Source organism: Paraburkholderia sp. J11-2, assembly GCF_905220185.1.
Classification (GTDB): domain Bacteria; phylum Pseudomonadota; class Gammaproteobacteria; order Burkholderiales; family Burkholderiaceae; genus Paraburkholderia.
In genome coordinates this window covers 152938-175059 of sequence record NZ_CAJMYY010000008.1, presented here as the reverse complement: position 1 = coordinate 175059, position 22122 = coordinate 152938, and the positions used below count along the sequence as shown (strand labels likewise).

Here is a 22122-nt window from a genome sequence, read left to right as displayed (position 1 = left end):
GGATGCACCACGAAAGGGCGGGCATGTGAGGCGCATTGTCGCAGTTGTGTTGTATGCTCACCGCCCGGAAGGTTGCCCCGGCCGCGCGATGCGGGCGCGGAACCCCATGCAGACGGGCTTTGACGGCCGCTATGGGGTCCGATAGGCAGGGTTAATACCCGCGATCAAAGCAACCAATTTTTCAAACGGGCGCGGTTCCCGTAACCTTCGTCCATACCTTTTCCCAACCCAGAGCGAGGAAACAACGCATGTCTCTCATCAACACGCAAGTCAAGCCGTTCAACGCAACCGCATACCACAACGGTAAGTTCGTTCCGGTCTCTGAAGAAAACCTGAAGGGCAAGTGGTCGGTTGTCGTGTTCTACCCGGCCGACTTCACTTTCGTGTGCCCGACGGAACTCGGCGACCTGGCTGACCAGTACGCAGAATTCCAGAAGCTGGGCGTTGAAATCTACGGTGTGTCGACCGACACGCACTTCACGCACAAGGCATGGCACGACACGTCGGACACGATCGCCAAGATCAAGTACCCGCTGGTCGGCGACCCGACGGGCGCAATCACGCGCAACTTCGACGTCATGATCGAAGAAGAAGGCCTGGCACTGCGCGGCACGTTCGTGATCAACCCGGAAGGCGAGATCAAGCTGTGCGAAATCCACGACAACGGCATCGGCCGTGACGCCAAGGAACTGCTGCGCAAGGTGCAAGCTGCCCAGTACGTGGCATCGCACCCGGGTGAAGTTTGCCCCGCCAAGTGGACGCCGGGCGCTGAAACGCTCAAACCGTCGCTCGACCTCGTCGGCAAGATCTAAGCGTCGCTGTTCACATGCGATCGCCCTGATCGCATGACGCCCAAGTCTCATTAGCTGTATCCCCGGGCCGCGCCCACGCGGCTGCGGCCCGGGAACCCTGCTCGCCTCGTCACGCCATAAGCGGAACGGCGAAATTGCCAGGCATTACTTAGAATTCCCCCGCTTCTTCTCTAGCCGGAAAAATACGCCATGCTCGACGCCAACATCAAAGATCAACTCAAAAGTTACCTCGAAAAAGTCACGCAGTCGATCGAGATCGTTGCGTACCTGGACGACGGCGAGAAGTCGCAAGAACTGCAGCAACTGCTGCAGGATGTCGCATCGCTCTCGAATCGCATCTCCTACGAAGAACGCCGTGGCGCCGCTGCTGGCGACGCGCGTACCCCTTCGTTCGACATCAAGCGCGCGAACTCCGACGTGAAAGTCACGTTCGCGGGCATTCCGATGGGCCACGAATTCACGTCGCTCGTGCTTGCATTGCTCCAGGTGGGCGGCCACCCGGTCAAGCTCGAGAACGACACGATCGAACAGGTGAAGGCGCTCGACGGCGTGTTCTCGTTCGAAGTCTATATGTCGCTGTCGTGCCAGAACTGCCCGGAAGTCGTGCAGTCGATCAACGCGATGGCCACGCTCAACCCCAACGTGCAGATCGTCACCATCGACGGCGCGCTGTATCAGGACGAAGTCGAGAAGCGCCAGATCATGGCCGTGCCGACCATCTACCTGAACGGCGAAGTGTTCGGCCAGGGCCGCATGGGCGTGGAAGAGATTCTCGCGAAGCTCGACACCGGCGCATCGTCGCGTGCGGCCGAGAAGCTGAACCAGAAGGATATTTTCGACATGCTGATCGTCGGCGGCGGTCCCGCTGGCGCGGCGGCTGCGATCTACGCGGCGCGCAAGGGCATTCGCACCGGCGTGCTCGCCGAGCGCTTCGGCGGCCAGGTGCTCGACACGATGTCGATCGAGAACTTCGTCTCGGTCACGGAAACGGAAGGGCCGAAGTTCGCCACGGCGCTGGAGCAGCACGTGCGCGCCTACGACGTCGACATCATGAATCTGCAGCGCGCCGAAGCGCTCGTGCCCACCGGCAACGGCTTCGAAGTGCGCACGCAAAGCGGCGCGACGCTGCGCGCGAAGAGCGTGGTGCTCGCAACCGGTGCGCGCTGGCGCAACGTGGATGTGCCGGGCGAGCAGCAGTACAAGAACAAGGGTGTGGCCTACTGCCCGCACTGCGACGGCCCGCTCTTCAAGGGCAAGCGCGTGGCGGTGATCGGCGGCGGCAACTCGGGTGTGGAAGCGGCGATCGACCTGGCCGGTATCGTGAGTCATGTCACGCTGCTCGAATTCGGCACGCAACTGCGCGCGGACGAAGTGTTGCAACGCAAACTGCGCAGCCTGCCGAACGTCACGGTGCACGTGAACGCGCAAACCACCGAGATTTCCGGCGACGGCCAGAAGGTCACGGGTCTCGCGTATCTCGAGCGCACGTCGGGCGAAAAGCGTCACGTCGAACTCGAAGGCGTGTTCGTGCAGATCGGCCTCGTGCCGAACACCGAGTTTCTCAAGGGCACGGTGGCGCTGTCGAAACACGGCGAGATCGAAGTGGACGCGAAGGGCCAAACGTCGGTGCCGGGCGTGTTCGCCGCGGGCGACGTGACGACCGTGCCGTTCAAGCAGATCGTGATTGCCGTGGGCGAAGGCGCGAAGGCATCGCTTGGCGCGTTCGATTACCTGATCCGCTCGTCGGTCGAGCAGGAAGAAGACGCGAAGGCGGCGCCCGTAGTGGCCTGAGTCGTCGCCTGGTCGAAGATTGAAAGCAGTCTCTCTTTACGCCGGCTTACGCCGGCGTTTTTTTATGCCTTCGCGGGATCAGAGAGGGCTCAGTCCTGCACGAGCGGGCTGCCATACGCGAAGCTGGCCGCCGGTTCGGCATGCTTTTGGCGATGCGCGTTGCGCAATGGTTTGAGCACGAATACGGCGAGCAACGCGGAGACCGCCGCCATGCCCGCGGCGAGCATGAACACCGCGTGCCAGCTGCCGGTTGCCGCGGTGATCACGCTCGTGAACGGCACCAGCAGTGCGGCAGTGCCCTTCGCGGTGTAAAGCAGGCCCGCGTTGGTCGCGGCGAACTTCGGTCCGTAGGTGTCGCCGCAGGTGGCGGGAAAAAGGCTGTAGATCTCGCCCCACGCGAAGAACACGATGCCGGTAAGCACGACGAACGCCGTCGGCGTGTGGCCGTATTGCGAGAGCAGCACGATGCCGACCGCCTCGATGCCGAACGCGACGAACATCGTGTTCTCGCGGCCGATGCGGTCCGACACCCAGCCGAAGAAGGGCCGCGTGAGACCGTTGAGCACGCGGTCGATGGTCAGCGCGAACGTGAGCGCGGGCAGCGTGAGGCCGAGCAGCGAAACGGGCGAGTCGTGCAGGCCGAAGTCCTTCGCGATCGGGCCGAGCTGCGCGGTTGCCATCAGGCCGCCGGCGGCCATCATCACGAACATGGCGTACATCACCCAGAAGATGGGCGACGCAATCACCTCGCGCGGACTCGCGTTGTAGACGGCGCTCGCACTTTGCGCAACTTGCTTCGCCGCTTGTCCGATGGCGCGTTTCGCTGCGGCGACGCCGTGCGAGGCGGGCGCGCTAAGCGCGAAACCGAGCACGAGCACGACGATCCCTTGCCCCAGACCGAACCAGAGGAACGTGGACTCATATCCGCTGCTCTTGATCATGTTGGCGATAGGCACGACGGTCGCCGCCGAACCCGCACCGAAACCCGCCGCGGTAATGCCCGCCGCGAGCCCGCGCCGGGTCGGAAACCACTTGAGCGCGTTGCCGACGCAGGTGCCGTAAACGGCCCCCGCACCGAGCCCGCCGATCGCCGCCGCGATATAGAGCACCGGCAGCGACGCGGCCACCGAGTTGAGCACCCAGGCAACGGCGCACAACAGCCCGCCGCCCACGACCACGGGACGCGGCCCGTACTTGTCGACGAGCCAGCCTTCCACGGGTACAAGCCAGGTTTCGGTGACGACGAAGATCGTGAACGCGACCTGAATCGCGGCGCGCCCCCAGTGGTACTTTTCGTTGATGGGATTGACGAACAGCGTCCAGCCGTACTGCATGTTGGCGATCATCGCCATGCAGATGACGCCGAGCACGAGTTGCGTCCACGGCGACGCGAATCGCGACGCCCCTCCTTGCCGATGCTCCATGTGTGTCTCCGGTTTCTTCGAATGAACGGCCTTGCGCGAAGAGCGCTTTCTGCCCGAATCGCGGTCAGCGAATCCTGTCGTTTGCCTGACAGTCGTTTACACAATATGTAATATATCAACGAAGTCAAGCGGAAGACATCTCAGGGCTTCCACTACCTCTGCGCATTGATGAGTATGGTTTTTGAAAGCTTCCGACCGATGCCGCGTACGCCGAAAAAAAGCCCGCCGGCTAGGCCAGGCGGGCTGAGGCATGTGCGAGATAGCGGAAATCGCGACATGTGATGTCGTTATAGGCGAAAGCTTTTAGTAATGTAAGGGGGAATTTTTCGAAAGCCTTTCACGTCGATTTGAGTGAAAGGTTGGCCGGGATGCCTGCAGGGGAGTGGGCGGTCCGGCGGGAGGCCAAGTCGTGCAGCGCGTTGGCGTGCGTGCCAAACTGGCCGATGGCGCGTCGACACCGTCGAGCGAGGAGACGAATCATGCAGCGCGAAACATTCATCCGCAGCCTGGCCGATGAAGGCTTTCCCGAACCCGTTGTCGTGACGCGCGAAGCCGGCGTCATGGAGGTCCATTCGCATCCGTTCGAAGCGAAGGCGCTCGTCATCGAAGGCGATCTGCACATTCGCGTGGGCGACGAAGAGCGGCACTACAAGGCCGGCGACGTGTTCCATCTCGCCGCCAATCTGCCGCACGCCGAGCGCTACGGGCCGCAGGGCGTGCAGTATCTCGTCGCGAGAAAGTAAGCGTGGGGCGCGACTTCACCCCCGCGCCGCAATTTCCTTCTTCCATCCCGCGATGATCTTCGCGGCAAGCGCGTTGTAGTCGCCGTCGAAGTGATGGTCGCCGCTCGTCTTGACGACGTCGATGCCGGTATTCACGAGCGCCGGGCACAGCGTGTCTTTCTCGCCCGCGCCATACACGCATTGCACGATCGAAGGCGGCACCTTCGCGAGTTCCGGGCGCACCTGCAGCGCCTTGTCGCTGGCGGGCATGCCGAGCCAGCCCGTCACGCGGATCTGGAAGTCGGCGTCCGGCGCGAAGCCGAGCAGCGACATGTACGACACCTTCGCGCGCAGCGCGTCGGGCAGACGGTTGTAGGCGAACGGCATGACGTCCGCGCCAAACGAGTAGCCCACGAGCGCAATGTGCTGCGCATGCCAGCGCGAGCCGTAAGTCTTCAGCACGCGTGCGAGATCGTGGCTCGTTTGTGCCGGCGTCTTTTCGCTCCAGAAGTAACGCAGCGCGTCCCAGCCGATCACCGAAATGCCCTGCTTTTGCAGCGCTTCCGCAATCGTCTTGTCGAGATCGCGCCAGCCGCCGTCACCCGAGATCACCACCGCGAGCATGTCGGTCGCGTGCGCCGCGGGCAGTTCGACGAGCGGCAGATCCGACACGTCCTCTTCGCTTTCCGTCGAGACGCGCAGATGGTTCGAGGTGAGCGCAACGATCTTGTCGGCGTCGGCTACACCGGGGGCAAAGGTGCGCGGCGCGCCAGCATTCGTTGCGTGCGCATCTTTCGTCGTCACGCCCTGCTCGAAGAAGCCGGGCAGCCCGGTGCCGCGCGACAGCGTGGGGTCGGCCGGGCACGGTGAGAAGCGCGCGTCGAGCTGCGCGGCGGGATCGAGCGACACGGCGCCTGCCATCGTGTTCGCGGGCGCCTGCGAGAGCATGCGCTGAGCGATGAGCGCGCCTTCGCCGCTGCCGATGGCGATCGGCGCGTAGTACTCACTCGCGCCCAGCTGGCGTTCGAGCTGATGGCTCAGCGCTTCGGCGTCGCCGTAGAGCTTGTGGCAGGTTTCGTTCTTTACGGCCGCGAGGTTCTGCGCGTAGCGCTCCGTATCCACACCCACGACGAGCGCGCCATGCTGCGCGAGCGCGTCGGCGCGTTGCTGGTCGGCGGCGCTCCAGTGCTTGTCCGCGGAAAACAGCACGGTGAAGCCGCGGATCGTGCCGGTCGGTTTCGTCACTGCGACATCGCCGTAACGGCCGCCGGAAACGCGCATCGTCGCGGCGGAAGCCGGCGCCGAGGCGGACGGTGAAGCGGAAGTCGAAGCGGGCATCGAAGCCGCGTTTGCGTGAGCGGTGAAAAACGCGAGCACAGCGGCGCCCGCTGCCGTGCCTGCGAGGCGCGGCAGCCTGGTGATACGGAATGTCATGAGCGCCAGCCTCCTGCCAGCAGCGATAGATCGGCGAGGGTGATGAACACGCTGATCGAGCCCGAAGCGGCCAGATAGCGCGGTTCCCAGCGCGGCGCGAACTTGTTCTTGAAGCCGCGCAGCCCCCGGAAGTTATAGAAGCGGCCGCCGAAGCGCCAGATGAAGCCCGCGAGCCGGTGCCACGACGAAGCAAGCGGCGTGGGACCCATGCCCGAGAGCGGCGCCATGCCGAGCGAGAGCGACTGGTAGCCGGCGGCCTTCAGATGCAGTGCGAGCTGCGTGAACAGATACTCCATCGCGTAGGGCGAGGCGCCGGGCAAATGGCGCATGACGCCCACCGTCGCGTCGGTATTCAGATCGGTCGTCATGAAGGTGACGAACGCGAGCGGCTCGCCGTTCTGGCGGATCAGCAGCACGGACTGCGCGGCGAGATAGTCGTCGTCGAACGCGGCCACCGAGAAGCTCTTTTCGCGCGCTTCGCGGTCCTGCAGCCAGGCGTCGGAGATCGCGCGCAGCACCGGCAGGCTCGCGCCCATCTGCGTGGGCTCGATGTGTTCGATCGAAAAGCCGTCGCGTTCGCCGCGCTTGAGCGCGTAGCGCAAATGCGCGCGCTGTGGACCCTTCAGGTCGAATTCCTGCAGCATCACGCGCGCTTCCTCGCCGAGCTTCATCAGCGTGAGGCCGGCGTCGAGATAGAGCGGCAGCGCGTCGGCGCGCACCTGGTAGAACGCCGCGCGGCCGTTGTGCGCGTGCGCGAGTGTGACGAATTCGCGGATCAGCGCCGGCCATTCTTCGCGCGGGCCGACCGGGTCGTGCAGCGCCGCCCACGTGCGGCCGCGCTTCGCGTACATCAGGAATGCCTTGCGCGAGGCGGAGAAGAGGAAGCTCTTGTCGCCCATCAGCGCGAGGCCCGCGTCGCTGCGCTCCTGCGCACGCACGATGCGCGCGGCCTCTTCGAGGTCTTCGCTCGGCGGCATCACGAAGCGGCCCGCGGCGGGGCGCAACAGTTGCCACAGCGCGAGCGCGGCGGCGAACACGCCTGCGCCGAGCGTGGCGCGCAGTGCGCGCGGGGCGCGGCTGTGGAAGGCGAATTGCCACCAGAGACTCTGCGAGTACTGCACGTCGCGGAACGCGAACAGCAGCACCCATACGGCAAGCGCGATCACGCAGCCGACCGAGGCGAGCCAGGCCGGCGTGAAGCGCTCGGAGAACATCGACGAATGGCGGTTAAAGCGCTTGCGCGTAGCGAGGAGCAGCACGATCAGCACGCACAGCACGCCCGCTTCGACGAAGGCGAGGCCCTTGGCAAGCGAGAGCGCGAGGTTGGCCACGGCGATCACGAGCGCGAGCCACCAGGCGGCGTCGAGGCGCCGCAGCAGGCCGCGCGCGACGAAGAGGAGCAGCACGCCGAAGAGGCTGCCCATCAATTGCGAGCTTTCGAGCACCCACAGCGGCACGATGGTTTGCAGCAGCGCGATGCGCTTGGAGAACGCGGGCGTGGCGCCCGAGATCACGAGCATGCTGCCGGTCACGAACGTGACGATGGCGAGAAAGAGCGGCGCGAGCTGCGAGACGCCGTCGGCGCCGCGCTTCGCAAAGCGGGCGCTGAGCGGAGTTTTGAGCGCGCGGCCTTCGAATACCGCGAGCACGCCCGCCGCGAGCGCGAGCGGCGCGCCGAAATAGATCGCGCGATAGGCGAGCAGCGCGGCTAGCACCTTGGAGGTCGGCACGCTCGGGCCGAGCGCGTAGACCATGGCGGCTTCGAACACGCCGATGCCGCCGGGCGTGTGGCCGATCAGGCCGAGCAGCATGGCGGCGCAATAGACGGTGAGGAAGTCGGTGAAGCCGAGGAGTGCGTGCGGCATGACCGACCAGAGCGCGAGCCCGGCGCCGACCACGTCGAGCGCGGCCAGCAGCAATTGCGCAACGAGGTCGCGCCGCGCCGGCACGGAAAAGCGCAGCCATGCGCGGCCAAACGGCTCGATCTCTTGTGCGTGGGCCGGGCAGAGGATCACGAGCACCGCGCCGCAGCCGAGCACCACGCCGCCGATCAGGCGCAATTCGTCGGGCGAGAGATGCAGCAGGCCGGAGAGCGTGCCGGCAGCGCCCACCATGCCGAGCGCGGTCATGAGCACGAGTGCGAGGGCGAGCGTGACGCTCGTGAACACCGTCATGCGGCCGATCTGCGCGGGCGTGACGCCGGCGCCACCATACACGCGGCAGCGCACGGCGCCGCCTGTGAGCGCGCCGAAGCCGGTGACGTTGCCAAGCGCCGAGCCGGCGATCGCGCCGGCCCACAGCGCGCCGCGCGAGACGCGCGCGCCGAGGTAGCGCAGGCCCACGGCGTCGCGTCCGACCAGCGCGACGAAGCTCACGGCCGTGGCGGCGAGCGCGCCGGCCCATTGCGCTGGCGTGAGCGTCCAGAGCTGGCGGATCACCGAGTGGTAGTCGACCGTGCGCGAGAGGTGCTGGAACACGACCAGCAGCAGCGCGCAGATGCCGAGCGCGAACGCCGGCGCGACAAAGCGCTGCAGGCGCAGGGCTCCGGCACGGCGGCGCAGCGCCTCGAGGGCGCGCGCCGCGCGTGAAGAATGCGATTGAGACATGGATCGGTCTGGTGGCTCTCTGCGGTGTCGCCGTATCGACTGTTACAGCTTCCCCGGCGGTGACATCGCGTTTATTCGCGTTCTGCGTTTACGTTCTTGCGAGGCCGGTTCTCGCGCACCTCGCGCCGCGAACCGGAAATTCGAGTCGAATCGTAATCGTTCGGAAAGGACTAGTTAAGCTCAGCAAACGCATAGGACTACCCGCCGGTTGACGCCCCGGCACAAGAAACCGCTTTTGGGTACGGATCGATCGGGCGCAATGCTGCATCCTAACTAGCGGATTTAATTGGGGAATTATCTCGTGTCGATTAATGTTTGCAAAGCCTAATTAACAGATAAGTTGAAGCGATAAGGTGATCGTTAAGTTATGAGCAATGCGGGCTTGTATATCACATATTGAAACGCTCGCCGGTTTGGTCGGTTCTCCGAAAGCCTTGCCTGGCGGGCGTTGCAGGAGGGCGATCAGTGCATTGTTTCGCAGCGGGAGATAATGTTTCGGCAGTTATCCAGGCGCTTCGTGAAACCGCTGTCACTAATTCGAGACAGCTTGTTTAATCCTTTTACATTGCTCGACGGGCGAGTTAGTCTGCTTTGGTCAAGAGTTGTTTTACTGCGCCGGGAGAAAGACGTGAACAGACTAGCCTTGACTTCCCTTTCGCTTGCCGCGCTCGGGGTTGCCGGCATGGCTCAGGCACAGACCAGCGTGACGCTGTACGGGACCATCGACACCTCGATCACGTACGTCAACCACGCCGAAGGCAGCAACAACCTCTGGGCGCTCGGCAACAGCAGCAATGGCAATCTCTCCGGCTCGCGATGGGGTTTGAAGGGCGCCGAAGATCTCGGCGGCGGCCTCAAGGCAATCTTTCAGTTGGAAAACGGCTTCAACCCGTCGACAGGCTCGCTCGCGCAAGGCGGCAGGCTGTTCGGGCGGCAGGCGTACGTGGGCTTGACGGCTGAGCAGTACGGTTCGCTAACGCTGGGGCGGCAGTACGACCCGCTCATCGATCTCGTGCAGGGGATCACGGCCGACAACTATTTCGGCTCCGTGTTCGCAACGGCGGGCGACGTCGACAACTACGACAACAGCTTCCGCGTGAACAATGCCGTCAAGTACACGACGCCCGTGTGGAGCGGCCTGCAGGTCGCGGCGATGTACTCGTTTGGCGGCGTGGCGGGCTCGACCGGCGCCGAGCAGTCGTACTCGGCGGCGGTCAACTACACCAACGGCCCGCTCGCGCTCGCCGGCGGTTACTTCTACGCGACGAACAGCCAGGCGGTGAACGGCATTCGCACCGACGGCTGGACGAGCACCTCGGACGGCACCTTCGACGGCCCGATCAACTCCGGCTACGCCACGGCGCACTCGCTCACCATTGCGCGCGCGGCGGCGCAGTACCAGCTCGGCCAGTTCACCTTCGGCCTCGGCTACAGCAATGCGCGCTACTCGCCGGACGGCAGCTCGGTGTTCCTCAACACCCAGAAGTACAACACCGGCCAGGGCTTCCTGAACTATCAGCTGACCCCCGCGCTGCTCCTGGGTCTTGGCTACAGCTATACGCATGCCAATGGCGATACGACGGCGAGCTACAACCAGGTCTCGCTCGGCGCGGACTACAGCCTCTCGAAGCGCACCGACCTGTACATGACGGCGGCGTGGCAGCACGCGAGCGGCGATACGGGCAACGGCTCGGGCGGCTCGATGCCGGCCGAGGCTTCGATCGGTTCGTATGGCTACGCGGGCACGTCGAACCAAACCATCGTGAACCTCGGGCTGCGGCACAAGTTCTGAGTCAGCGCCCGTCTTACGACGCCGGATGCGCCCATTGAGCGGCGTATCCGGCGTTTTGGCGTGTGCGGCCCTGGCTTCGGCTCAAAGCGCATCCGGCGCGCGGGCTTCACGCCTCGGGCGAGCGCCGTAGCGTGAGCAGCGCAAGCCAGGCGGCAAGGCGTTCCCTACAGCGCTGCACGCCCGCAAACGGCGGCTGCCATGCGCTCGTGATGCTCACGCGCGCCGGCAAAACAGCCTCGGTGCTGAGCCAGATGCGCTCGCCGCGTTCGAGGCGCAGCGTCTCGCCCGGCTGCAGCCAGTGGTCGTAGGGCGAGCGGGCGCGCGTGACCCACACCTGGGCTGATTGAACCCGCAGCGTGGCTGACGCATTCACGCGCCACGTGAGCGTGCGCATGGGCGGCACGGCGAAGTGGACCGACTGCGAGGGCAACGGGTCGTCGAAGCGGTCGGTTGCGTCTGCAACGGTCAGCGGAGCGGGTTGCGCGGTGGGCTGTGAAGTGGACTGTAAAGCGGCTTGTGAAGCGGGCTGTGAAGCTGCCTGAAATGCGTCATCCATCGTGTTCTCCATTTTTTGGAGCCGACGAACGGAGCGCTGCCACCCAGAAAAACAAAAAGCCCCGTCGATGCCGGCGGGGCTTGTGATTTGCGTGACGACAGACTGCTAGTACGCACACCATCCCCGTGGACGACCCATATGGGTTTTCCACGGATGATTCATCGTGTTTGCGATGACGAGGCGGGTGACGGAAGTGTGCATGGGTCGAGTGTGCGGGGTGGCTCGCCGCGCTGTCAACCTGAAATGCTTAAATAGCTTTGGCGGCCGTAGTGTGTGTTGCGCGCGAGTCTCGTTCACACGTTTGCCTGACGCGATCGTGCCCTTCGATGCCGTATCCTCTTGCGGGCCGTACCGGTTTCTCACTAGCATGGGTTGTTTTTCATAGATATACGGTCGACTGTACCCATAATGTGGGAGCGCACCCCCTGCTGAGCCCCGGAAGCATCGAAGTGTTGTGCGGAAACGACTGCATCTGATATATCACATACAGAATATTGCTTTCTGCCGCAACGCAGCATATGATTGAGTTATTCGATTACTCAATCATGCGGAGCTTCAAATGGATTTCGTTTCTCTCGCACTTTTCGGTGCTGCGGTTGTGGGTCTGGGTGCGGCTGCTACGGTCATGATCGCCAGGTGGCTGCCGCAGTCTGCTATTGAGCAAGCTGCACAGCATGGCCGGTACGTCGGTTTGGGCGAAGCGCCGCGCGCGAAGGCGGTGCGTCGTGCACAATTCGGTCCGCGAATCCGTCCGCAGGTCGGAAAAGAGGTAATCAATGTCGTCAGAACAAACTGAAGTAGTAGCAAGCCGGGAAGCGGCGCCGCTCAAGCTGGCGCTGCAGCCCATCAACGCAACACTGAGCCTGCGCGATCAGGCTTACGCCATGCTGCGCCAGGCCATTGCCGACGCCGACATCTACCAGACACGCGAAGAAATCCGGCTCGACGAGCGCGTGCTGAGTGAGTCGCTCGGCGTGAGCCGCACGCCCGTGCGCGAGGCCATGACGCTGCTCGAGCAGGAAGGCTTCCTGCGCATGGTGCCCCGCCGTGGCATCTATATTGTGCGCAAGAGCAAGCGCGAGATCGTGGAGATGATCCAGATGTGGGCGGCGCTCGAAAGCATGGCCGCACGCCTCGCCACGGTTCACGCCACCGACGAGGAAATCGCGCGGCTGCGCCACATGTTCGACGACTTCCGCGACAGCACGCCGGCCGAGCATATCGCCGAGTACTCGGACGCCAACATCGCGTTCCACCAGGCGATTGTCGAGCTTTCCAAGTCGCAGATCATTCTCGACACCATCAAGAACATCTTCGTGCACGTGCGCGCCATTCGCCGCATGACGATCTCGCAGAGCGACCGGGCCTCGCGCTCGATCGTCGACCATCTGCGCATTATCGAGGCGCTCGAGAAGCGCGACACCGAGCTGGCGGAAAAGCTCGTGCGCCAGCATTCGCTCGATCTCGCGGTTTACGTCGAGAAGAACTGCGATTTCCTTGACTGAAGTGCGCAACTAGCGCCGCGGTTAGTGCAAAACGGGAGACCTTCGGGTCTCCCGTTTTGCATGCAGTAACGTCCCAGCGCGTCCCGGTGGCTCAAAGGCCTCCACCGGCCGACTTTATGCGCATCAACCCCTGGCATCCCTGACCAAATCGCGGGCCCTTACAGCCATCCTTCACACGGAATCTGGCATATCAGGCGCGATAGATTCTCGGGGTTTTCCCTCGTGTGCACCGCGTCAACGACGTCGAACTTGCGCGAAAGCCAGGCTGGGCAAGGCTTTGACGCGATTCTAATGGCATTCCCGATGAGCAATTCCCCTCTTGCCTCGTTCTGATATATCACATACCGTATTGCTCAAGGACGCAGATGTCGCGCCATGGCGCGAAACGCCTCTGCCCACGCAACCCCACCGATTTTCGAAAACTCGCCCGGCCACGATTAGATAAGGAGATATGACATGGGCAAGGCATTGAACGGCGTGCGCATCCTCGATTTCACGCATGTGCAGTCGGGACCCACCTGCACGCAACTGCTCGCCTGGTTCGGCGCGGACGTGATCAAGGTAGAGCGTGCAGGCGCTGGCGACATCACGCGGGAACAGCTGCGCGACCTGCCGGACGCAGACAGCCTCTACTTCACGATGCTCAACGGCAACAAGCGTTCGCTCACGCTCGACACGAAGAACCCGCAAGGCAAGCGGGTGCTCGAGCGGCTCATTCGCGACTGCGACGTGCTGGTCGAGAACTTCGCGCCGGGTGCGCTCGAGCGCATGGGCTTCAGCTGGGAACATATCCAGACACTGAACCCGCGCATGATTGTCGCCTCGGTGAAGGGCTTCGGTCCTGGGCCCTATGAGGACTGCAAGGTCTACGAGAACGTTGCGCAGTGCGTGGGCGGTGCGGCTTCGACGACCGGCTTCGACGACGGTCCGCCGGTCGTTTCGGGCGCGCAGATCGGCGACAGCGGCACTGGCCTGCATCTCGCGCTCGGCATCGTCACGGCGCTCTATCAGCGCACGCATACGGGGCGCGGCCAAAAGGTGCTCGCAGCCATGCAGGACGGCGTGCTCAACCTGTGCCGCGTGAAGCTGCGCGACCAGCAGCGGCTCGAACGCACCGGCGTCATGAAGGAGTACCCGCAGTACCCCAACGACAGTTTCGGTGAAGCGGTGCCGCGCGCCGGCAATGCGTCGGGTGGCGGGCAGCCGGGCTGGATTCTCAAGTGCAAGGGGTGGGAGACCGACCCGAACGCTTATATCTACTTCATCGCGCAGGCACCGGTGTGGGACCGGATCTGCAAGCTGATCGGACGCGAGGAGTGGATCGACGACCCGGACTACGCCACGCCGAATGCGCGTCTGCCGCGCTTGAAGGCGATCTTCGACGAAATCGAGCACTGGACCATGCACCGCACGAAGTTCGACGCGATGGCCTTGCTCAACCGCTACGACATTCCATGCGGCCCGATTCTTTCGATGAAGGAGATCGCGGGCGACGAATCGCTGCGCGCGAGCGGAACGATCGTCGAGGTGGATCACCCGGTGCGGGGCAAGTACCTCACGGTGGGCAACCCGATCAAGCTCTCGGACAGCCCGACCGAAGTCACGCGTTCTCCGCTGCTCGGCGAACACACCGACGAGGTGCTCGCTGAATTCGGCTACACGAAGGACGAGATTCACTCGCTGCGCGTGTCTGGCGCCGTTTGAAACCAGGGAGCGAAAACATGGAAACGTGGATGCGTTTGATGGCGAGCGACGGGAGCATTGTGTTCGGCCGCGTCGAGAACGGTTACCTGCACGAATACGAAGGGCTCGATCAGCCGGTGCCCACCGGCGCAGTGCTGTCGCTGCGCGCGCTCACGCCGCTTGCGCCTTGCGCGCCCGGCAAGGTGGTCGCGCTCTGGAACAATTTTCACGCGCTCGCCGCGAAGCTGGAAAAGCCGGTGCCTTCGCACCCGCTTTTCCTCATCAAGCCGGCGGCTTCGGTGATCGGCTCTGCGGAATTGATTCGGCGTCCTGCCCACTATGCGGGAAAAATCGTGTTCGAAGGCGAACTCGGCATCGTGATCGGCAAGCGCTGCCGCGACGCGAGCGTCCAGGAGGCCGAGTCGGCGATCTTCGGCTACACGATCGTCAACGACGTCACGGCTGCGGGCCTCATCACCGAGAATCCGCACTTCCCGCAATGGTGCCGAGCCAAAGGTTTCGATACGTTCTGTTGTCTGGGCCCGGCGATCGTTTCCGGGTTCGACTGGCAGCGCGCACGCGTTGTCACGAAACTCGATGGTGTGGAGCGCCAGAATTATCCGCTCGACGACATGGTGTTTTCGCCGGCGCAGCAGGTGAGCCTCATTTCGCAGGATCTGACGCTCGAACCGGGTGACGTGATTGCGTGCGGGACTTCACTCGGCGTAGGCTCGATCGTTGATGGCGCAACTGTCGAGGTCACCATCGAAGGGATTGGCACGTTGAGCAATATGTTGGGCACCGCATGCGCGCAGAGCGAGTCGCTTGCTGCCGTAGAGAGCGGGGCCTGATGGCGTAAAACCAAAGACGCGCGGCAGACATGCCGCGCGAGGAGGAGAGATGCCGGAGCAACTGGCTGGCGACCTGGCGTGGCTGGGTGTGGGTGCGCTATTCGCATGGCTCGTCTGTGCATTTGCACAATTAGCGGCGCTCGCGCCGGTCCGTGCATGGTCGTCGTCACGTTCCCGTGCCGCGCTGCGCTGTGCAAAGCGTGCTGCTGCGCCGCACAAGCATCGGCTCGCCTTCGCCATTTCGTTCGCATTGCTGTTGACCGTGCCGCCCGGCTTGATCGCCGCGGGCTGGATGCAGTCGCCCGTTGCGACGGTCGCTGTCGAAGCGGGTGTGCTGGGCGGTCTGTGCCTCGCGGGCCGGCGCGACCTCACGCGACGTGCGCGGACGGCCGCGCTGCTCGGCGGTGTTTCGGGCGCGAGTGTGTTGATCGGCGCTTTCATTGGCTACGTGTTGCAGCCTGAGCGTAGTCCGATCGAGCGCGTGGCGCTGTTCATCGCGGTGGCGACCGGCGCGTTGCTGGTCGGCGGTGCGCTGAGTCTGTTCAGCCGTGGCGCACGAGCGAGTGGCGCGGCTCGAAGGCGCGTGCCGTTCGGCCGTGGCGACCGCGTCGTTCATGTCATGGCGCTGCTGCTTGCAGCGGCGCTCGGCTATGGGTTCCTGAGCGTGCGTGCTTGCCCCGACGTCGAAATCTCCATACTGGTAGCGGCGAGCGTGCTGTGTGCGGCACTGGGCGCGCGGCTCATGAGCGGCGCGAGGCGGCCGCGGCTCGCGCGTACGGGCGCGGTCGAGGCGTCACTGTCAAGCGAGCCCTTCAGTGCAATATTCAACGCGAGCTTCGCGGGTGTGCCGGACGAACTGCTGGTCGCGGCCTGCGGCGGCGGCGCCTTCGAACCGGCGTGGCTGGCCGCGAACGACGCGCCGCATGGCGGCCCGGGGCGCGCGGGTCATCACGCGTCACAGGACTTGCCACGGCGGCGGCGCAGCCGGGGCGGCGCGTTGCGGCAGCGGCAAGGGCCGCACTGAGGCAGCCCGCCAAAGGCATCACAAGATCATCTACGGGAGCAGGGGAACACGACAGAACGCGCAACACGACGCGAATGATTAGCCATGCGTGATAGTTTTTGGCGTAGGTATAAAACCTTACTTATGCAAACTTGCTTCTGACACTTTTGTAATGTTCTCGATGAGCGCGGCGCCTTCCTCCATGAGGAAGCGCTTGAACGCGAGCGCGACGGGCGGCAGGCGCTTGTTTTTCCGGTGCACGACGTACCAGTTGAGCATGACCGGGAAGCCTTCGACGTCGAGCACCGTGAGGTGGCCGACCTGCAATTCGAGGCTGATGGTGTGCGCCGAGAGAAACGCGATGCCCATGCCCGCGATCACGGCCTGCTTGATCGTTTCGGTGCTTTGAATCTCCATGGCGATCTTGAGGTTCGTGATCTTCCCGGCGAAGCCTTCTTCCATCGAATTCCATGTGTCCGAGCCGCGCTCGCGCACGATGAACGCCTCGTTGGCGAGCGTGCTGAGCTTGATGGCGCGCTTGTGCGCAAGCGGATGCGAGGGCGCCGCGACGATCACGTACGGGTGCGGCGCAAACGGCTCGTTGATGGCGTCGGTTGCGTGGGGCGGCCGCACCATCACGGCGAGATCGGTCTGGTTGGTGGCGAGCTGCTGGAGCAGCTGCTCGCGGTTGTGCACGGAGAGATTGAGCGCGACGCCCTTGTAGCGGCGCGTGAACTCAGCCAGCAGGCGCGGAAAGAAGTAATCGCCGGCGCTAATGACGGCCACGTTGAGCTTGCCGCCCGAGACGCCCTTTAGCTGGCTCATCGCCTCGTCGACTTCGTGGAACTGCTGCATGATCGCGCGGCTGTAGTGGAGCATCTCCGTGCCCGCGGGCGTGAGATAGATCTTCTTGCCGAGCTGCTCGAAGAGCGGCAGGCCTGCGTGATCTTCGAGCTGCCGAACCTGCGTAGAAACGGCCGGCTGGGTGAGATGCAGCTCTTCCGCAGCACGCGAAAAACTGAGGTGGCGCGCCACGGTCTCGAAGACCTTGAGCTGGCGCAGCGTGGCGTTTCGCATCGTCATGGCCGAACCATAAAGGATACTGAATCCACATAATAACAAACTTTAATTGTGAGTAATTCAGCAATCACCCTAGCATAGTTGAAAGGCATCCGAATGCCGTGCGACGTGCTCGAATCTATGTTCGGGTTAACGCTCGGAAATACGATTTCATAAGGGACAACACGTAGAAAAGCCCTTGTTTAACGATGTTTTAAGGGGTTTGCTGTACGGTCAGGGTGAATGAGGATTGACGAATTTTAATTCGAATATCTGATTCATCTGGCCAATAAAAAACAGCATCTGGAAGTGAAAAAGATAAAACCATAAGCCTGAATTTATGCAGACCCGCAATTGCGCGGCTGCAATGAATAGATAGCGGAGACAAGCGATATGAATGCAATCGGTCAGAGGAGCGAGAGCGGTCCGTTCTGGACGAACCGCTGGTTTCAACTGGTGGTGGGCATGCTATGCATGGCGCTCGTTGCCAACCTGCAATACGCATGGACGCTGTTCGTCGCACCGATGAACTCGCGTCACCACTGGGGCCAGGCGGAGATTCAACTGGCGTTCTCGATCTTTATTCTGACCGAGACCTGGCTCGTGCCGGTGGAAGGCTGGCTCGTCGACAAGTTTGGCCCGCGTCCGGTCGTGGCAGGCGGCGCGGTTTGCGCAGGCCTCGCCTGGGTGATCAACTCCTACGTCACGACGCTGCCGATGCTCTACGTTTCTGCCGTGATCGCGGGTATCGGCGCGGGCGGCGTGTATGGCACCTGCGTGGGCAACGCGCTCAAGTGGTTCCCGGACCGCCGCGGTCTCGCCGCCGGTCTCACGGCCGCGGGCTTCGGCGCCGGCGCTGCCGTGACGGTAATTCCGATTGCGAACATGATCACGCGCTCAGGCTACGAGCACACGTTCTTCTTCTTCGGCGTGTTGCAGGGCGTGTCGATCCTCGTGCTCTCGTTCCTGCTCGTAAAGCCGGTGCCGCCGCGCTCCTTCGTCGTGGCTGGCCGCAGTCTCGTCTCGCGCGTCGATTACACGCCGGGGCAGATGGTCAAGCAGCCGGTGTTCTGGGTGATCTACATCTGCTTCGTCGCGGTGGCCGCTGGCGGCCTGATGGCAACGGCGCAGATCGGACCGATCGCCAAGGACTGGGGCCTCGCCCGCATTCCGATGACGGTATTCGGCATGACGCTGCCGCTGCTCACGCTCACGCTCTCGATCGACAACATCTGCAACGGCTTTACGCGTCCGCTGTGCGGTTTCATTTCCGACAAGATCGGCCGTGAGAACGCGATGTTCCTGATCTTCGTGGGCGAAGGGCTCGCGCTGCTCGGCATGATGCAGTTCGGCACGAACCCGTATGCATTCATGGTCTTCGCTGCGCTGATCTTCCTGTTCTGGGGTGAGATCTTCTCGATCTTTCCGGCCATCTGCGCGGACACGTTCGGCAGCAAGTACGCCGCCTCCAATGCCGGCACGCTGTACACCGCGAAGGGCACCGCCGCGCTGCTCGTGCCGGTAGCCTCGGTGCTGTCTGCCACGGGCGGCTGGAGCGCCGTGTTCATCGCGGCTGCGGTCATCACGATCGCGGCGGGCGTGAGCGCCAAGTTCTTCCTCGCACCGATGCGCAAGCGCCTGATCGAACAAAGCAGCGAAGCAAGCAACGAAGCAGGCAGCGAGCCCAACGTCACGCTGGCAACGAATACGGGCGCGGGATTGCCGCACTGGTCCAACCAAAGCGGCGAATGAAGCGCGCGGGCCCGCCATGTCGATGAACGTATCGCTCCAGCAACTCAAGGTGTTCGTCGCGGTGGCGCGGGCGCGCAGCTTCACACGCGCCGCGCGCGAGTTCGGGCTCACGCAGTCGGCGGTGAGCCGCTGCGTGCGCGAACTGGAAGAAGCGGTCGAACTCAAGCTCTTCGACCGCACCACGCGCCAGGTCGAGCTCACGCTCGCGGGCAGCGGCTTCGAGCGGCGCATCGGCCGCCTGCTCGACGAGATCGAGATGGCGCTCAGCGAGGGCCGCGACGCGCACCAGTCGCATAGCGGCGTGGTGCTCGTGGCGAGCAACCCGGTGCTCTCGTCGACCTGGGTGCCCGCCGCGCTCGCGCGCTGCGCCGCGGCCTTTCCTTCGCTCACGCTGCAATTGCAGGACTTGCCGCAGGCGGCTGTGCTGCAGGCGGTCGAGCAGGGCGAGGCCGATTTCGGCGTGATCGCCGAAAGCGTGCCGTTCGCGAGCGGCAATCTCGACGTGCAGCCGCTTTCCGCCACACCGCTATGCGCGCTCTTGCCCGCGCACCATCCGCTTGCGCTACAGGGGGCGCTGCGATGGGACGATCTCGCGCGCGAGCCGCTCGTCACGCTCAATCGCGACGCGGGCTGCCGCGGTGCGGTGATGCGCGCGCTGGACGGTCTGCGGCCCGAGGGGAGGCCGCTGCAGGAGTTCGCGCACGTGGCGGGCGTGGCGCGCATGGCGCAGCTCGGCATGGGCATCGGCGTGCTGCCGGTGTGCGTGGAGGGCGCGCGCGCAGGGCATGCGCATCGCTCAGGGGAAGTTGCGCACGCAACGTGTCACTGGCCTGCGCCTGCGGGGCCGCTCGTTACGCGTTTGCTGCATCCTGTCGTCAACGTGACGACGATGCTCGTGCGCCGCCGCCATCGTTCGCTGCGGCCTTGCGCTCAGGCGGCGTGGTCGCAGTTTATGGCGGACAGCGCGGCGCCAGACGGTTCGGACGCGGAGGCTTCGTCGCAGGACAACGAAGCGCTGCCGGAAACCTCCATCGACGGCTCGCCGATGCGCGGCTCGAACGGCGCGCCGATGCGCGTCGCGCTGCGCAGCGCCGATGCGCCGCCGCCGCTGCAAGTGACCCGCACACACGCGCGCATCGAATAGCGCGTGTTTCCTTCTGCTGCAAAGCAAAAACGGATCGCTCGATGCGATCCGTTTTGCTTTTCCAGGCTCCGCAATCCCGCAAAAAAAGGCGGCGCACGCGCCGCCCCTTCGCCGTGACTTAAGCCGCCTGCATGGCCATGCGCTCACGCTGCTTGATCAACGCGAGCACCGTGTCGATGGCCGGCGTCGGCTCGCCAACCAGCTTGCCCATTTCCTGCACGACGGTGATCAGCGGATCGATCTCCATCGGCCGGCCGGTTTCGAGGTCGACGAGCATCGAGGTCTTGTGCGCGCCCACCGCGCCCGCGCCGTCGATGCGCCGCTCCACGTCCACGCGGAAATTCACGCCGAACTGCTCGGCAATACGCTTGCCTTCGAGCATCATCGTGCGCGCCACGGCGCGCGTGGCCGGGTCGCTCGTGATGACGTCGAGTGTGGCGTGCGTGAGCGCGCTGATCGGGTTGAAGCAGAGATTGCCCCACAGCTTGAGCCAGATTTCGTCGCGAATGTTCTCGCGGATCGGCGCATCGAACCCGGCGGCCTGCATGGCTTCATGGAGCTGGACGATGCGCGGGGTGCGCTCGCCCGAAGGCTCGCCAATCGGAAACTTCTTGCCGTACACATGGCGGATCACGCCGGGCGCGTCGATTTCGGCGGCCGGGTAGAGGACGCAGCCAATCGCGCGCTCGGGCGTGAGGCGGTTCCATTGCGAGCCGTCCGGGTCGACGCTTTCGAGCCGCGTGCCCGCGAACTTGCCGCCGTGCTGGTAGAAGTACCAGTAGGGAATGCCGTTGGTGCCGGTGACGATGGCCGTATGCTTGCCGAGGAGCGGCTGCATCGAGTCGATCACGCCCGCCACGGAATGCGCCTTGAGCGTGATGATGACGACGTCCTGCACACCGAGTTCGCGCGGGTCGGACGTGCAGCGCACCTTCGCCACGTACTCCTCACCGTCCATCAGCAGGCGAGCGCCGTTTTCGCGCATGGCGGCCAGATGCGGGCCGCGGGCAACGAAGCTCACGTCGGCGCCTGCGCGTGCGAGTTGCACGCCCATCATGCCTCCAATGGCGCCCGCTCCAAAGATGCAGATCTTCATGTTGAAACCCCAATGACGTTGAAAACCGCTTGTCCGTGGGCGTTTCAGAGAGCGTTGGGGAAAAGCCAGGCGCTCGCCGCGACCCCGGACGATGGTTTGAGCATAGGGGCTGCTGTCGATTAACGACAGTTAAAGTTTCTCGCGAAAATCATCAAGAGAAACTTATGGATAAAGCGTTGCGCAACGAGGCCTTCAGGCGCGCCGCACAAGCAGAAAACTCACGCCGATCAGGCCGAGAAACGCGCCGCAGGTGCGATTGAACCAGCGGCGCACGGTGGTGCGCGTGAGCCAGCGGCCGAGGTACATGCCGGCAAGCGAATAGAGCGCGATGGCCACGCATTCGAGCACGAGAAAGCTCGCGCCGAGCACGCCGAACTGCGGCGCGATGGGCTTCGCGACATCGACGAATTGCGGCAGGAAGGCCGTGAAAACGAGAATCGCCTTGGGGTTGCCCGCCGCAACAAGACACTCGCGCCACGCAAGGCGCGCGAGCGAGGCGTCGCTGTCCGTGCTCTCGCCGATCGGGTTGGCGTCGCTGCGCCAAAGCTGCACGGCGAGCCACACGAGGTAAGCGGCGCCCGCCAGTTTGATGACGAAAAAGACCGCCTCGGAGGCGCGCAGCACGACGGCAAGCCCGGTGGCCGCGAGCGCGATCATGGCGGCGAACGACACGAGCCGCCCCGCGCCGCCAAGGAACGCGCGCAGGAAGCCGTGCCGCGCGGCGACGTTGATGGAGAGAAGATTGTTCGGCCCCGGCGCCATGTTCAGTGCGAAACAGGCGGGCAGAAAGAAGAGCCAGGCAGTGAGGGACATAGTGACGCTCGAACGTTGGCGCCGTGCGCGGCGCGCCGTGAATCGCATCATTCTAGCGCGGTTGGCGTGAGGCGCCCTG

18 protein-coding genes are annotated in these 22122 nt (G+C 64.1%); 11 read left to right on the top strand and 7 right to left on the bottom strand.

The window, feature by feature from the left end:
* The first annotated feature begins 248 nt into the window (after nt 1-248).
* Nucleotides 249-812 (top strand): alkyl hydroperoxide reductase subunit C, encoded by a 564-nt coding sequence (ahpC, locus tag U5A57_RS13590; RefSeq protein ID WP_321911584.1) that lies wholly within the window; start codon nt 249-251, stop codon nt 810-812.
* A gap of 189 nt (nt 813-1001) precedes the next feature.
* Nucleotides 1002-2603 (top strand): alkyl hydroperoxide reductase subunit F, encoded by a 1602-nt coding sequence (ahpF, locus tag U5A57_RS13585; protein WP_321911582.1) that lies wholly within the window; start codon nt 1002-1004, stop codon nt 2601-2603.
* Nucleotides 2604-2692: 89 nt separating this feature from the next.
* Here ahpF and oxlT (U5A57_RS13580) read toward each other — a convergent pair whose 3' ends face one another.
* Nucleotides 2693-4027, bottom strand: coding sequence for an oxalate/formate MFS antiporter (gene oxlT, locus U5A57_RS13580; RefSeq protein ID WP_321911581.1), 1335 nt, complete (start codon nt 4025-4027; stop codon nt 2693-2695).
* Between the two features lie 479 nt (nt 4028-4506).
* Between oxlT (U5A57_RS13580) and U5A57_RS13575 the strand changes: the two genes are divergently transcribed.
* A complete protein-coding gene (locus U5A57_RS13575) occupies nt 4507-4770 on the top strand; it encodes a cupin domain-containing protein (RefSeq protein ID WP_321911579.1) in 264 nt (87 codons plus the stop codon).
* 15 nt (nt 4771-4785) lie between these two features.
* On the opposite strand, the gene U5A57_RS13570 is transcribed toward U5A57_RS13575, so the two are convergent.
* Both U5A57_RS13570 and mprF read right to left on the bottom strand, forming a co-directional pair.
* Nucleotides 4786-6087, bottom strand: coding sequence for a virulence factor family protein (locus U5A57_RS13570; protein WP_321911778.1), 1302 nt, complete (start codon nt 6085-6087; stop codon nt 4786-4788).
* Nucleotides 6088-6179: 92 nt separating this feature from the next.
* Nucleotides 6180-8789, bottom strand: coding sequence for a bifunctional lysylphosphatidylglycerol flippase/synthetase MprF (gene mprF, locus U5A57_RS13565; protein WP_321911577.1), 2610 nt, complete (start codon nt 8787-8789; stop codon nt 6180-6182).
* A 628-nt stretch (nt 8790-9417) separates the two neighbouring features.
* On the opposite strand from mprF, the gene U5A57_RS13560 reads away from it, so the two are divergent.
* Nucleotides 9418-10581, top strand: a complete 1164-nt coding sequence (locus U5A57_RS13560) for a porin (protein ID WP_321911576.1) — start codon at nt 9418-9420, stop codon at nt 10579-10581.
* A 106-nt stretch (nt 10582-10687) separates the two neighbouring features.
* On the opposite strand, the gene U5A57_RS13555 is transcribed toward U5A57_RS13560, so the two are convergent.
* Complete coding sequence (locus U5A57_RS13555) at nt 10688-11137, bottom strand: DUF2917 domain-containing protein (protein WP_321911575.1); 450 nt, start codon at nt 11135-11137, stop codon at nt 10688-10690.
* A 559-nt stretch (nt 11138-11696) separates the two neighbouring features.
* On the opposite strand from U5A57_RS13555, the gene U5A57_RS13550 reads away from it, so the two are divergent.
* From U5A57_RS13550 to U5A57_RS13530, 5 genes are all read left to right on the top strand, one after another.
* Complete coding sequence (locus U5A57_RS13550) at nt 11697-11933, top strand: hypothetical protein (protein WP_321911574.1); 237 nt, start codon at nt 11697-11699, stop codon at nt 11931-11933.
* Nucleotides 11914-12642: a GntR family transcriptional regulator gene (locus U5A57_RS13545; protein ID WP_321911573.1), complete on the top strand. Its 729-nt coding sequence runs from the start codon at nt 11914-11916 to the stop codon at nt 12640-12642. The genes U5A57_RS13550 and U5A57_RS13545 overlap by 20 nt, the downstream gene beginning before the upstream one ends.
* A gap of 456 nt (nt 12643-13098) precedes the next feature.
* Nucleotides 13099-14346, top strand: a complete 1248-nt coding sequence (gene frc / locus U5A57_RS13540) for a formyl-CoA transferase (RefSeq protein ID WP_321911572.1) — start codon at nt 13099-13101, stop codon at nt 14344-14346.
* 17 nt (nt 14347-14363) lie between these two features.
* Nucleotides 14364-15176 (top strand): fumarylacetoacetate hydrolase family protein, encoded by an 813-nt coding sequence (locus U5A57_RS13535; RefSeq protein WP_321911570.1) that lies wholly within the window; start codon nt 14364-14366, stop codon nt 15174-15176.
* Nucleotides 15177-15225: 49 nt separating this feature from the next.
* Nucleotides 15226-16200 carry a hypothetical protein gene (locus U5A57_RS13530; RefSeq protein WP_321911568.1) on the top strand — a complete coding sequence of 325 codons (975 nt, stop codon included), beginning with the start codon at nt 15226-15228 and terminating at the stop codon, nt 16198-16200.
* A 117-nt stretch (nt 16201-16317) separates the two neighbouring features.
* On the opposite strand, the gene U5A57_RS13525 is transcribed toward U5A57_RS13530, so the two are convergent.
* Complete coding sequence (locus U5A57_RS13525) at nt 16318-17262, bottom strand: LysR family transcriptional regulator (protein ID WP_321911566.1); 945 nt, start codon at nt 17260-17262, stop codon at nt 16318-16320.
* Nucleotides 17263-17631: 369 nt separating this feature from the next.
* Between U5A57_RS13525 and oxlT (U5A57_RS13520) the strand changes: the two genes are divergently transcribed.
* Nucleotides 17632-18990, top strand: a complete 1359-nt coding sequence (gene oxlT, locus U5A57_RS13520; RefSeq protein WP_321911564.1) for an oxalate/formate MFS antiporter — start codon at nt 17632-17634, stop codon at nt 18988-18990.
* 22 nt (nt 18991-19012) lie between these two features.
* Nucleotides 19013-20134, top strand: a complete 1122-nt coding sequence (locus tag U5A57_RS13515) for a LysR family transcriptional regulator (protein ID WP_321911563.1) — start codon at nt 19013-19015, stop codon at nt 20132-20134.
* Nucleotides 20135-20252: 118 nt separating this feature from the next.
* Here U5A57_RS13515 and U5A57_RS13510 read toward each other — a convergent pair whose 3' ends face one another.
* Together U5A57_RS13510 and U5A57_RS13505 are read right to left on the bottom strand one after the other, a co-directional pair.
* Nucleotides 20253-21230: a 2-dehydropantoate 2-reductase gene (locus tag U5A57_RS13510; RefSeq protein WP_321911562.1), complete on the bottom strand. Its 978-nt coding sequence runs from the start codon at nt 21228-21230 to the stop codon at nt 20253-20255.
* 192 nt (nt 21231-21422) lie between these two features.
* On the bottom strand, nt 21423-22043 hold the full coding sequence (locus U5A57_RS13505) for a LysE family translocator (protein WP_321911561.1): 621 nt from the start codon (nt 22041-22043) through the stop codon (nt 21423-21425).
* Nucleotides 22044-22122 lie beyond the last annotated feature (79 nt).